This is a genomic window from Flavobacterium sp., assembly GCF_017744675.1.
GTDB lineage: Bacteria > Bacteroidota > Bacteroidia > Flavobacteriales > Flavobacteriaceae > Flavobacterium.
Map to the genome: position 1 here is coordinate 72342 of NZ_JAGIAV010000004.1, position 13248 is coordinate 85589.

Genomic DNA, 13248 nt, shown 5'->3' on the forward strand with positions numbered 1-13248 from the left:
CTTTGCCTCTCAGAAACTTAGCAGTTCTACTGCTTAGAAATATATCATAATGCTAGAAATAGGAAAATACAATACTCTAACTATATTACGTGACACTAAAGTTGGTTTGTTTTTAGGAGATCCTGAAAATGATCCAGATGGCGTTCACGATGTTTTGCTTCCAAACAAATACGTACCAAAGGTATTTGAAATTGGAGAAGAATTAATCGTTTTTGTTTACTTAGATCACGAACAAAGACCTGTAGCAACTACTTTGGTGCCTTACATTTTATTGAATGAATTTGCACTTTTAAGAGTAAATTACATTAATAATGTCGGCGCTTTTATGGATTGGGGAATGGAAAAAGATATTCTTGTACCGTTTAAAGAGCAGGCGCGCCCAATGGAAAAAGGAAAACGCTATTTGGTTTATCTATACTTAGACAAACAAACCAATCGTTTGGTGGCTTCAAGTAAAACCAATCAGTTTTTGAGCAATGATGAGCTAACGGTTGAGAAAGGGGAAGAAGTAGATCTAATTGTTTCGCATATTACCGATATGGGAATTAATGTGATTATAAACGAGCGCCACAAAGGCCTTTTATATAAAGACGAAGTTTACGACGATGCGATAAGAACTGGAGATAGAATGCGCGGTTATATCAAAAACATTCGTCCAGATCACAAAATTGATGTAGCACTTCAGGCCCAGGGTTTTGAAAGCATTGAACCAAATGCAGAAAAAATATTAAGCGAACTAAGAGCCAGCAGAGGTTTTCTTCGTTTAAACGATAACTCTCATCCAGAAGACATTAAAACTGTTTTGAAAATGAGTAAAAAATCATTTAAAAAAGCAATTGGATCTTTGTATAAAGAAAAACTAATCGAGATTAAAGATGATGGAATCTATCTTGTGAAAGAATAAAATTGTATAAATCCCAATATTTTAAATTCCAAATTCCAATTGAAGTTTGGAATTTAAAAAAATTAAAATTTTATTTTGCGTAAGCAAAATCATTGTAACACAAAAGGCTGCTCATTACAAGCAGCCTTTCGCTTTTTATTCAGTTTTAAAAAAAATTGTAATTAAAAAAAAACAGAAATAAAATAATTCGAATCCATCTCAGAACAATAGCTTTACGAATTTTAGAAATTGTACCATTGATGGTATGTCTTTTAAATAATTAATGCACCTATCTTAAAAGCAAAAAAGAGAATTTCACGGCTCATCCATTGGTTTTATAATATAACTTTTAGAAAGTGGTGAATTAGTACTTTTTTCCTCTTTTCGTTATCATTTCTATACTAATTAATAGACAATTCTAACATTTAACCTTAGGTGTTACTTTTTTCTTTTTGAAGTTTCGACAAACACATAAATCATTTGCTCCTTTAATTGAGGTTTGTTACTTAAAACCCTAAAAAAATGAGCGACAAATTTTTTAAATTTTCTCAAAAAAATCATTTTTTAGGTTAATAAATCAGTGAAAGAAAATCAATCTGAAATCTTTGAAATAATTTGTATCTTATTGATTTCTAGGGTGTAAAATTAATTATTATTTTTCTAAACTAATGTTAAAAAATGTTATTTTTTGTAAGTAAATACTAATTGTTAACATTACGCGTCAATTTAGCAAAGACTTAAGGCAGATTGAGTAGGTAAAGTAGTAAAAATGCTTTATTTTTACCGTATAATTATTTAAACAAAAAATCAAAATGGATTGGATTACAGCCAGAGAATTTGAAGATATAACTTATAAAAAATGCAACGGAGTAGCGAGAATAGCCTTTAACAGACCTAATGTTAGAAATGCATTCCGTCCTAAAACTACTTCAGAATTATACCAAGCTTTTTACGATGCACAAGAAGATACTTCAATTGGAGTTGTTTTGCTTTCTGCTGAAGGGCCTTCAACAAAAGACGGAGTTTATTCTTTCTGCAGTGGTGGAGATCAAAACGCGCGCGGACATCAAGGATATGTTGGCGACGATGGTCAGCACCGTTTAAATATTTTAGAAGTACAGCGTTTAATTCGCTTTATGCCAAAAGTGGTTATTGCTGTAGTTCCTGGTTGGGCTGTAGGTGGCGGACATAGTTTGCATGTAGTTTGCGATATGACGCTAGCGAGTAAAGAACACGCTATTTTTAAACAGACAGATGCAGACGTAACAAGCTTTGACGGTGGTTACGGATCGGCATATTTGGCTAAAATGGTAGGACAGAAAAAAGCTCGTGAAATTTTCTTTTTAGGTAGAAATTATTCTGCTCAAGAAGCTTTCGAAATGGGAATGGTAAATGCTGTAATTCCGCACGACGAACTGGAAGCAACTGCTTACGAGTGGGCGCAGGAAATTCTTCAAAAATCACCAACATCTATAAAAATGCTGAAATTTGCAATGAACTTAACAGACGACGGAATGGTCGGACAACAAGTTTTTGCAGGAGAAGCAACCCGTTTGGCTTACATGACCGAAGAAGCCAAAGAAGGAAGAAACGCTTTCTTAGAAAAAAGAAAACCGAACTTCGGCGAAAATAAATGGTTACCATAATTTAAAAAGTTATAAAGTTGCAAGTTTCAGGTTCCAAGTTGAAAACCTGAAACTTGAAACCTGAAACAAAAAAAACTAAATTTAAAATAATGAAACATTGGATTGAAGCCGCAAGACTGCGCACATTACCTTTATCAGTTTCCGGAATTATAGTTGGAAGCATTTATGCATTGTCAAATCCAACAGAAACTATTAACACTCCAACAGAAGTATTCAGCTGGAAAATTTTTGGTTTTTCTTTATTGACAACATTAGGATTACAGGTTTTATCCAATTTTGCAAACGATTATGGAGACGGAGTAAAAGGTACCGACAACGCAGACCGAGTTGGGCCTCAGCGTGCTATTCAGAGCGGAGCTATTACGCCTCAGGCAATGAAAAAAGCTATTATTATCACTTCGTTTTTGACTTTATTGTCTGCGATAATATTAATTTATTTTGCTTTTGGAAAAGACAATTTCGGATACTCAATCTTTTTTCTATTATTAGGAATTGCGGCTATCGTATCTGCAATTAAATATACTGTAGGTAATTCAGCTTATGGCTACAGAGGATTAGGAGATTTATTCGTGTTCATTTTCTTTGGATTGGTAAGCACTTTGGGCGTAAACTTTTTGTATGCAAAAGAAGTACATCCGCTTTTGATTCTTCCAGCAGTAGCAATCGGATTATTGAGCGTTGGGGTTTTAAACCTAAATAATATGCGCGATCAGGAATCAGATAAAAAATCAGGCAAAAACACCATTGTAGTGCAACTTGGAGCTAAAAGAGCTAAAAATTATCACTTTTTCTTAATCATTACTGCAATGATTTTGGTAGTTGTTTTTGCTATTTTAAGCGATTACAACTTCGACCAATATCTGTTTTTACTGGCCTATATTCCGTTGACAAAACATTTAATTACAGTTTACAAAAACCAAGATCCAAAATTGCTAGATCCAGAATTGAAAAAACTGGCATTAAGCACATTTTTGCTTTCTATATTACTTACAGTATGTATGATTTCGCTAATTTCAGACATTATTGTAAACCTCTTTTTAGGAGGAAGATAAAACAACGTTTAACTTAAAAAGGTAACAAAATGAAAATTACATACTACGGACACGCTTCATTAGGAATTGAAGTAGGAGGAAAACACATTATTGTGGATCCATTTATTACCGGAAATCCACAAGCTGCAGCAATCAATCTTAGCACCATAAAAGCCGATTATATTTTACTGACGCATGCACACTCCGATCACGTTTTGGATGTTGAAGCAATTGCAAAAAATACAAAAGCAGTTATCGTTTCTAATGCTGAAATTGCAAGCTATTATGCAAAAAGAGGATTCAATTCGCACCCAATGAATCACGGAGGAAGCTGGAAATTCGATTTCGGAAAGGTCAAATATGTAAACGCAATTCACTCAAGCAGCTTTCCTGACGGCACTTACGGAGGAAACCCTGGAGGTTTTGTTATTGAAAGCGAACACAAAAATATCTACATTGCTGGAGATACTGCTTTAACATACGACATGAAATTAATTCCGCTTCGTACAAAACTGGATTTAGCAATTCTTCCGATCGGGAACAACTTTACAATGGATGTTGAAGATGCTATTATTGCTTCAGATTTTGTAGAATGTGATAAAGTTTTAGGATATCACTACGACACTTTTGGTTATATCGAAATCAATCACGAGGAATCAATTCGTAAGTTTTTCGATAAAGGAAAAGATTTGATGCTTTTGCCAATCGGAGAATCTATTGAATTATAATTGTCATCCTGAGCGAAAACGAAGGAGCTAATCCCGCTTTCGGCTATATCTTTTTAAGGCAAAGAAAAATTGCCTTAAAAAGGATACCGCCTCAAACGAAGTTCACTGAACTCCGATTAAAATAAAATCTAAGTGAAGTAATCGGGGCTATGTACTCAATTCCATAAGAAAGTTATTTGGCATAATCTATGTTAATTTAAATTTGAGTTTTAAAAGTAAAAATCATTTTAATCTATAAAATCCGTGGCAGTTAAAGCATCATCACGAAGTATAACTTTCAAAATAATTTTAGCATTACTTATTACGGTTTCCTTTAACGCATTTGCACAAAAAGACGGTTATTGGGACAAAGAGCGAGCAACAACCAAAGAAATTATGGTTCCGGCACGCGATAGAATTTCTATACCAACAGAAGATTTACCCGTTGGAACCACAGAAATTGTATACAGAATCACACTTTTAGACAAAAATCAAGAAATGGCCAACAGTTTGGTCTCTCTTTTAAAAGCTATTTCAGATCCAACAGGCGTAAGCCAAGGCTCTGCAGGAGCTGTTTTCCTGATGTCGAAAATTTCAGGTGATGACGAATGCACCTATTCGATTTTTACCTCAAACGAAAATGCCAAAAAATATGTTGCTGATGGCAAAATAGATAAAGCTTGCTATACTCAGGCAGAACCAGTAAGCAAAGACGCCAAACGTTTATCTGTTGGTAAGTCTTCTTGTTTAAAAGAAAATATTAGCACTATTTGGTTTGGTTTTGAAAGTAAAAATTGGCTGTTAAGTCAGAAAGTGGTTTTAGAAGTTGTGCCTTGGGTAGATACAAAACTTAATCGTGGTTGGAATCAAGACAATAAGAACGAAATTATAAGTTTGTGCAAAACTTCTACTATGGCTCAAAAAATGGCCAATTCAGATGATTTTTGCGTTTGCATATTAAATAAAATCATGAAACAATATCGTTATGATGAGTTTCAGAAATTATTGGCTGTAGAAAAAACAAAAGTGTATAAAGATTTCGGAAACAGCTGTTATAAAGATGCCGATATTTCAAAAAATGTTTTCAACGATTTAAGAACGCAAACCGCTTCCTTAATCAAAGCCCAAAAATACAACGAAGCGATTCCAAAATTGAACACTATTGTTAATGAAGGAAAAGCAACAGCTCTGGATTATAGTTCGTTAGGCTACTGCTATATTCTAACCAAACAATATGCAAAAGCATTAAAAGTGCTTCAAGAAGGTGAAAAATTGGATGACACAGAATTGCAAGTGAAATTAAACTTAGCACATGTTTATTTAGTGAGCGACGATTACAGCGCAGCCAAAGCGATTTACAAAAAATACCAAACACAAAACGTTACAGACAGTTTGAGCTGGATTGAGAAAACAAAACTTGATTTTAAATCTTTTGAAAAAGCAGGTTTACCTTCAAAAGATTTCGAAAAAATCCTAAAATTATATAATTAAGTTTCTAAGACACTAGCATTTTTAAAGATTTAGAAAACTTAGCACCTCAGTACCTTAGCATCTTAGTACCTTCAAAAAAAATGAACGCATCCTATCACAAATATTTACTAGAATTTAAACGTCCATCTGGAACTTCTAGAGGGATTATGACCGAGAAAGAAACTTGGTTTATAACGCTGGAAGAAAATGGAAAAAAAGGAATAGGAGAGTGCGGAATACTGCGTGGTTTAAGCGCAGACGATCGCCCAGATTACGAAGAAAAACTAAAATGGGCATGCGAAAATATTCATTTAGGAGAAAAGGCGCTTTGGGAAGCATTATTAGAATTCCCTTCGATTCAATTCGGAATAGAAATGGCTTTTTTATCTCTTAAAAGTGAAAATGCGTATATTTTATTTCCATCAGACTTCACCAAAAATTCAAGTTCTATAGCCATAAATGGGTTAGTTTGGATGGGTGAAGCCTCTTTTATGAAAGAGCAAATAGAAGAGAAGTTAGCTGACGGTTTTAACTGCATAAAACTTAAAATTGGAGCAATTGATTTCAATAAAGAATTAGAATTATTGCAATTTATTAGAAGCCATTTTTCTCCAGAAGAAATAGAAATCAGGGTAGATGCCAATGGTGCTTTTTCTTCAGCGGAAACTTTAGATAAATTAAATCAACTAAATCAATTTAAGCTTCATAGCATAGAACAGCCAATTAAGAAAGGTCAAATTAAAGAAATGGCTGAGTTGTGCAAACAAACACCGTTTCCAATTGCTTTAGACGAAGAATTGATTGGAGTGTTTTCATTTGAAGCAAAAGAAAAATTGCTTCAAGAAATCAAACCTCAATACATCATCTTGAAACCAAGTTTTATCGGTGGTTTTCGTGGCACGCAAGAATGGATAGACTTAGCTGAAAAATATAATATTGGCTGGTGGATTACATCAGCACTAGAAAGCAATATCGGACTAAATGCCATTGCTCAATGGACATTTACATTAAATTCAAATATGCCACAAGGCCTTGGCACTGGCTCTTTATATACTAATAATATAGATTGCCCGCTAGAAGTAAAAAATGGACAGTTATGGTATAGTTCTTCTAAGACGTGGTAAAGTAACAAAGTGACAGAGAAACAAAGTGACAAAGGTTTGCTCAAAGTATTTCATCTTTGCTGCTTTGGCACTTTGTTTCTCTGTCACTTTGTCTCTTTAAGAAGTCACTCTTTCCCTCCCAACAAACTATCCTGGCAATCTTTTAATTCCTTCCATTTTCCTTGATAGGCCATTAAAGCTTGTCTAGCCCAAGTGCTGGGATTGTGCATGGCGTAGTTTTCTCCTCCGGCATCCAAAATTGACTGCAGTTTTTCAGTTGAAGTTTGCGAAAGATTTTGCCATGTTTTTATTCCTGCTTCAATAAATAAAGACTCTATTTTAGGGCCAATTCCTTCTACAATTTTCAAGTCGTTCTCTTTTATTTTTTTTCCTAAGGCATTTTCTGCTACACTAGGTTCAAAAGGGATTATTGTGGTCGTTGCTGTTTTATTCTTCGCAGCAAGTTCTGTTTCTAATTTTAAGATTCTTGCATTTAAATTTTTCGCATGAGCTTTACAGACATCCAAATCGGCTTGAAGTGATGCTGAAAGCAAATTATCATTCTTAAAGTTAATTTTTCCTAGTATGTAACCTAAAATTCCGCAGATTACACCTAGTGCTATTGGTATTACAACATAAGGTACATTCATGATCGCTATATTTTAGAATTTTAAATTGTAGTTTATTTTAAGTTATAAATATTGCCTTTATATTCATAACCAGATGTTTAATGAGGAGTTTGAATCTGTCAAAATTACTTAAAATAACAATTGCAACATGTTAACAGTCAGTTATTTTGATGTCTTTGATTTGTAATAAAACAAAATAAATTAACTTATTTTTCATTTTTTATAAGTCTAAAGGCTTGATTAAAATGAGTAACTTGCATAAAAAATAATCTACATTTAAAATGGTCGAAATAGAAAGAAAGTTTCTTGTAAAATCTAATGACTTTAAGAAACAAGCTTTTGCCCAAAATAATATTGCTCAAGGCTATTTGAGTTCGGCTCCAGAGCGTACTGTAAGAGTTAGAATTAAAGGGCACAAAGGCTTTATAACTATAAAAGGAATAAGCCAAAGTGGCGGTATGTCTCGTTTTGAGTGGGAAAATGAGATTCCGCTTGATGAAGCTGAAGAACTATTAAAATTATGCGAAAAAGGTAAAATAGAAAAAACGCGTTACGAAATAAAATCAGGAGAGCATATATTTGAAGTCGATGAATTTTATGGCGAAAACGAAGGTCTGGTAATGGCTGAAATTGAGTTGAATTTTGAAGACGAAACTTTTGAAAAACCAGATTGGCTTGGTGAAGAAGTAACAAACGACGAAAGATATTACAACGCTTATTTAAGCAAAAATCCCTATAAAGACTGGCAAAAATAAAATGACAGAATCAAAATACGACCTTATTATTGTAGGAGGCGGACCAATTGGTTTAGCCTGCGCAATAGAAGCTGAAAAGAAAAAATTAAAATACTTAATTATAGAAAAAGGAGCAATTGTTAATAGCATTTTCAACTATCCATTGTACATGACCTTTTTCTCAACGGCAGAAAGATTAGAAATCGGTGAGATTCCGTTTAACTGCTTGGCGCCAAAACCAGGACGTCAGGAAGCTTTAGAATACTACAGAAACATTCATCGCTACTTTAAATTCAATATCAATTTATTTGAAAAAGTGCTGAATGTTCAAAAGAATAATGGAATTTTTAAAATTGAAACGGATAAACAAAATTATGAGTCTAAGAATGTTATAATCGCCACTGGTTTTTATGACATTCCGATTGAAATGAATGTTTTAGGTGAAAATCTGCCGAAAGTTCGCCATTATTACAAAGAAGCTCACGAATATGCTTTTAGAAAAGTTCTAGTTGTAGGCGCCAACAATTCGTCTGTTGATGCGGCATTAGAATGCTGGAGAAAAGGAGCGGAGGTTACAATGGTAATTCGTAAAAAAGAAATTAATAGCCGCGTGAAATATTGGGTCAAACCCGATATTGAAAATCGTATCGCCGAAGGAAGCATTAAAGTTTATTTTCAATCCAATATCACTGAAATTCGAGAAAATGAAGTAGAAATTGAAACTCCAAACGGAAAGATTACAATTGAAAATGACTTCGTTTTAGCTTTAACAGGCTACAAACCAGATTTAAGTTTTCTCGAGAAAATCGGAATTCATCTTTCTGATGATGAATTGAAAATTCCATTATATAATCCAGAAACAATGGAAACTAATGTTGAAGGCTTATTTCTTGCTGGTGTAGTATGTGGAGGGATGCAGACGCATAAATGGTTTATTGAAAACTCAAGAGTTCACGCTAGTATGATTTTGAATTATATAACTTCATTTGAATAAGGAAAAAAGCTGGCTACGAGTCAGCTTTTTTCCTTATTTTGAGTTTTTATTCTTTTTAGCTATCAAGAAGATTTTACCATTTTCTTAGTATGCAATTTATTACTTGATTGTTATTACAGATCTTCTGTTTAAAGGCCTCTCATAAGCACTTCTATTACTACCAAACGGTTCATCAGAACCTTTCGATTCTGTTGTAATCCTTGAAGCTTCAATGCCATTTTTTATTAGAAAGTTTTTAGTGTACTCAGCACGTCTTTGTGCTAGAACCATATTATATTCTTTACTGCCTATACTATCGCCGTGTCCAACAATTAAAACGGAAGCATTTTTTACATTTGCCATATAAAATTTTATATCTTCAAATATTTCGCTATCTCTTCTGATATAAAAAATTCTGGTACCTTCAAGTGTTTCATTGATAGGCCGATTTGACTTATTTGTTTTGAAAAACAGGATTAAAGGCTCTTTATTGATCTTTTCTTTTATTAAAATCAAATCACTGTTTAGTGAAAGATCTGTTTCTCTTTTTTCGAAGTGAAATGTCAGCGGTCCATAAACAATAGCCGAAGCAGTCCGCCAATCATGGCTTATTCCTCCTTTGGTTTCCAATTGCAGAATTGGTAAACCCTTGGAAATAAAATATCTTTTAACAGCCTGAGCTCTTGCTAAGCCAAGATTTTTAAACTCTAATGTATTAACCTCACCACAAGTGAGCAATCCAGTTATAACAAGTTTTTTATTTGTATTTGAAATAAAGTAATTTTTAAGTTTTTCAATACCAAAATTGATGGAATCATGAACTGGCATAATCATCTCACCACCATTATGCCCAAAATTAAAATTAGTAGTAGTATGAAATTCAAAATTTGTTCCTTTAATAGAAAAGAAATTTGAATCTGGCACCATGCAGCTATCCTTTAATTGTGTTTTAAAATTAAAATTACAGCAAAATTTTGAATATGATAAACAGCCTAAAATAATTGAAATTACTATAAGTACTATACCTAATGTATAGATTTTTTTTACTGGCATAATGTAAGTTTGAGATTATTTCAAATATATCGAGTACGAATATTCGATTGTTACACAGTAAGGCATTTTTATATTAAAATAGGTCTTTTTTTGTGCTTTTAATCAGAACTTAAATTTGTATTTTGTATGGAATAGAAAAAAGTCTCTTGTAATATGAATTTATTTAAAGAGCTGCTATTTTAAAAAATAAACTTACCATAAAAGTTATTTTTGCTAAGTCTCAGAAAGAACAATTTGTATTATAACTATATAGGAATAATCACTATTTAACTTTTATTGTATATACTCGGAATTCAACTTTAAGATGATGACTTAAAAATCCCTTTTTACAATCCAGAAACCATGGAAACGAATATTGAAGGTTTATTTCCCGCAAGAGTAGTTTATGGGTAATGCAAACGCACAAATGGTTCATTGAAAACTCAAGAGTTCACGCTAGTATGATTGTAGATTATATTAGTTCAAAATAAAAAATATAAGCCACGAATTTCACTAATTGCCACGAATAAAATTAAAATTTGTGGCAATTAGTGAAATTCGTGGCTAAAAAAAACTTAAGAACTGCAAGACAGCATCGAACAACCAACCTTAGTTCTTGCCCAATCTGGACGTTTTGCAAACCATTTTTCAGATTCTGGCTGTTCGTCGTATGGTTTTTTCAAAAGCTGAAATAATTCATCAACCAATGAATAATCTTCTTTGTCTGCAGCATCAATAGCCAGTTGTGCCATGTAATTTCGCAGTACATATTTTGGATTGATCTGATTCATTTTTGAAGCTCTTTCTTCGTCTGAAAGTGATTCTGCACTCAATCTTTTCAAATAAACCGTAAACCATTTTTGCCAAGCTTCCAGAATGTTTTCTCTTATTTCTTCTGGAATGTAAAATGCATACTCTATTTTTTTAATGGCATCTTCAACAGAATCTACTTTGTTTACTTTACTTAGATTTCTAAAAAAGATAGTCATATCTGTTTCAGATAGCTGTAAAATTTCTTCCAGACCTTTAATTATATTATCGTCAGCTTCACTTGAAGTGAATAGACCTAATTTACTTAAAAACATTTCTTTGTAATCTTTTTCAAAATCCAAAATAAACGAGTCTAAGATTTTTTCTAGTGGAGCTGCTTCGTTAACTAAAGGGTAAAGTGCATTGGCCAATTGAAACAAATTCCATTGTGCAACTTGAGGCTGATTTCCGAAACGGTATCTTCTATTTTGGCTGTCGGTTGTATTGGGCGTCCAATCGGGATCGTAATTTTCAAGCCATCCGTAAGGACCGTAATCAATCGTAATTCCGTGAATCGACATATTGTCGGTATTCATTACGCCGTGAACAAATCCGACGCGTTGCCAATGCAAAATCATTTCACGTGTGGTATCGGCAACTTTTTGGAAGAATTGCAAATATTGTTCTTTTGGTTCTCCTGTTATTTCAGGAAAATAGTGCTGAATGGTATATTCTACAAATTGTTTCAAATTTTTAAGCTCGTTTCTAGCCGTTAGCATTTCATAGCTTCCAAAACGAATAAATGAAGGAGCTACACGACAAACAACAGCTCCTTTTTCATAAGCAGGGTTTCCGTTATACAAAATATCTCTTAAAACTTGATCTCCAGAAAGAATTAGCGAAAGTGATCGGGTAGTGGGCACGCCTAAATAATACATGGCTTCGGCACATAAATACTCTCTTACAGACGAACGTAAAACGGCTAAACCATCTGCGGTTCTCGAATAGGGTGTTTTTCCAGCGCCTTTTAATTGGAGCGTATAGAACTGATTATTGCTTTCAACTTCTGTCAAATTGATTGCACGCCCATCGCCTAATTGCCCTGCCCAGTTGCCAAATTGGTGTCCGGCATAACACATGGCATACGGCTTAGTTTCCGGAAGAATGTCTTTTCCAGAAAACACATTTAGAAATTCTTCTGACTGAATTTCATCTTTAGAAATCCCAACCAATTCAGCGACTTCTTCAGATGCATGAATCAATTTCGGATTTGAAGGTTTAATCGGATTTACATACGAAAACAGCGTGTTTTTAACCTGACGAACTTCGTTGGTCAAATCTGGGTCTGCTGGTAATTCTGCAGTAAAACGATTGTTTATTTTAAGATTTTTCATTTTGTTTTCTTTCTATTTGCCACAGATTACACAGATTAAAGTGATTTTTTTGCTTGCCACGAATTACACAAATTTCCATTAATTTTAAGGGTTAGTTAGAAAAACATTCGTGAAAATTCGCGTAATTCGTGGCAAAAAGATAATACAGAAATCTTTTTAACCTTTGTAATCTGTGGCTAAAACTAAATTTAGCTGATTAACTTATCAGCGTACAGTTTTTTAAGTTTCTGAATTTTCGGATCAATTACAACTTGGCAATATCCAGCTTCTTGATTTTCATTATAATAGTTTTGATGATAATCTTCGGCTTCGTAAAATACTTCAAAAGGTTTTAATTGCGTCACAATCGGATCTGAATAGGCAGGCTGTACTTCTTCAAAAACTTTTTCAGCGATTTCTTTCTGCTCATCGTTATGATACAGAATAATAGAACGATACTGCGTTCCGCTGTCGCCGCCTTGACGATTTAAAGTTGTCGGGTCATGACTTGTCATGAATATGAAAATTAAGTCATGGTATGAAATTATGTCAGGGTTGAAAGTCACTTGAATCACTTCTGCATGTCCCGTTCTTCCTGTACACACTTCACGATAAGCAGGATTCTTTATAAATCCGTCTGAATAACCCGATTTTATTGCTTCTACGCCTTTTAAACGCTGAATTACAGCTTCAATACACCAAAAACATCCGCCACCAAAGGTAGCAACTGATAAATTTCCCATAAATAATGCTTTCTTTAAATTTAATGCCTATTAATTCGATAGGATATTGTGATAATTTATTAAAAAAAAGTTCTTTTAACTAAAAATACCAAACTGTAATGTAGTGTTTGAAGTTTAGTATTGATAAATTCGCAATTTTATAAAAAAACTATATATTTGCAGTCAAACACAAGG

12 protein-coding genes and 1 pseudogene are annotated in these 13248 nt (G+C 33.5%); 9 read left to right on the top strand and 4 right to left on the bottom strand.

The genetic code is table 11. The features are described from left to right. Positions 1-49: 49 nt before the first annotated feature. The 6 genes from J7574_RS10570 to J7574_RS10595 all read left to right on the top strand — a co-directional run bounded on the left by J7574_RS10570 (position 50) and on the right by J7574_RS10595 (position 6861). Positions 50-904, top strand: a complete 855-nt coding sequence (locus J7574_RS10570; protein WP_290967869.1) for a S1-like domain-containing RNA-binding protein — start codon at positions 50-52, stop codon at positions 902-904. A gap of 791 nt (positions 905-1695) precedes the next feature. Continuing rightward, positions 1696-2529 carry a 1,4-dihydroxy-2-naphthoyl-CoA synthase gene (locus tag J7574_RS10575; protein ID WP_012024845.1) on the top strand — a complete coding sequence of 278 codons (834 nt, stop codon included), beginning with the start codon at positions 1696-1698 and terminating at the stop codon, positions 2527-2529. Between the two features lie 89 nt (positions 2530-2618). Next, positions 2619-3581 (top strand): 1,4-dihydroxy-2-naphthoate octaprenyltransferase, encoded by a 963-nt coding sequence (gene menA, locus J7574_RS10580; RefSeq protein ID WP_290967880.1) that lies wholly within the window; start codon positions 2619-2621, stop codon positions 3579-3581. A gap of 29 nt (positions 3582-3610) precedes the next feature. Further along, positions 3611-4288 carry a metal-dependent hydrolase gene (locus J7574_RS10585; RefSeq protein ID WP_290967883.1) on the top strand — a complete coding sequence of 226 codons (678 nt, stop codon included), beginning with the start codon at positions 3611-3613 and terminating at the stop codon, positions 4286-4288. A 234-nt stretch (positions 4289-4522) separates the two neighbouring features. After that, positions 4523-5758, top strand: a complete 1236-nt coding sequence (locus tag J7574_RS10590) for a M48 family metallopeptidase (protein ID WP_290971134.1) — start codon at positions 4523-4525, stop codon at positions 5756-5758. Positions 5759-5838: 80 nt separating this feature from the next. Continuing rightward, positions 5839-6861 carry an o-succinylbenzoate synthase gene (locus J7574_RS10595; RefSeq protein WP_290967886.1) on the top strand — a complete coding sequence of 341 codons (1023 nt, stop codon included), beginning with the start codon at positions 5839-5841 and terminating at the stop codon, positions 6859-6861. Positions 6862-6965: 104 nt separating this feature from the next. Here J7574_RS10595 and J7574_RS10600 read toward each other — a convergent pair whose 3' ends face one another. Then, positions 6966-7490, bottom strand: coding sequence for a hypothetical protein (locus J7574_RS10600; protein WP_290967888.1), 525 nt, complete (start codon positions 7488-7490; stop codon positions 6966-6968). Positions 7491-7750: 260 nt separating this feature from the next. Between J7574_RS10600 and J7574_RS10605 the strand changes: the two genes are divergently transcribed. Together J7574_RS10605 and J7574_RS10610 are read left to right on the top strand one after the other, a co-directional pair. Further along, the gene (locus tag J7574_RS10605; protein WP_290967891.1) at positions 7751-8224 is read left to right on the top strand and encodes a CYTH domain-containing protein; all 474 of its coding nucleotides are present in this window, start codon (positions 7751-7753) and stop codon (positions 8222-8224) included. Between the two features lies 1 nt (position 8225). Then, positions 8226-9197 carry a YpdA family putative bacillithiol disulfide reductase gene (locus J7574_RS10610; RefSeq protein WP_290967894.1) on the top strand — a complete coding sequence of 324 codons (972 nt, stop codon included), beginning with the start codon at positions 8226-8228 and terminating at the stop codon, positions 9195-9197. A gap of 99 nt (positions 9198-9296) precedes the next feature. Here the strand turns inward: J7574_RS10610 and J7574_RS10615 are convergent, their stop codons facing one another. Continuing rightward, a complete protein-coding gene (locus tag J7574_RS10615; protein ID WP_290967897.1) occupies positions 9297-10229 on the bottom strand; it encodes an OmpA family protein in 933 nt (310 codons plus the stop codon). A gap of 285 nt (positions 10230-10514) precedes the next feature. Between J7574_RS10615 and J7574_RS10620 the strand changes: the two are divergent. Further along, a pseudogene (locus J7574_RS10620) lies at positions 10515-10699 on the top strand (hypothetical protein); the annotation flags it as partial. An 84-nt stretch (positions 10700-10783) separates the two neighbouring features. Here the strand turns inward: J7574_RS10620 and J7574_RS10625 are convergent. After that, a complete protein-coding gene (locus J7574_RS10625) occupies positions 10784-12352 on the bottom strand; it encodes a YdiU family protein (protein WP_290967900.1) in 1569 nt (522 codons plus the stop codon). Positions 12353-12540: 188 nt separating this feature from the next. Further along, positions 12541-13074: a peptide-methionine (S)-S-oxide reductase MsrA gene (gene msrA, locus J7574_RS10630; RefSeq protein ID WP_290967902.1), complete on the bottom strand. Its 534-nt coding sequence runs from the start codon at positions 13072-13074 to the stop codon at positions 12541-12543. Positions 13075-13248: the final 174 nt, after the last annotated feature.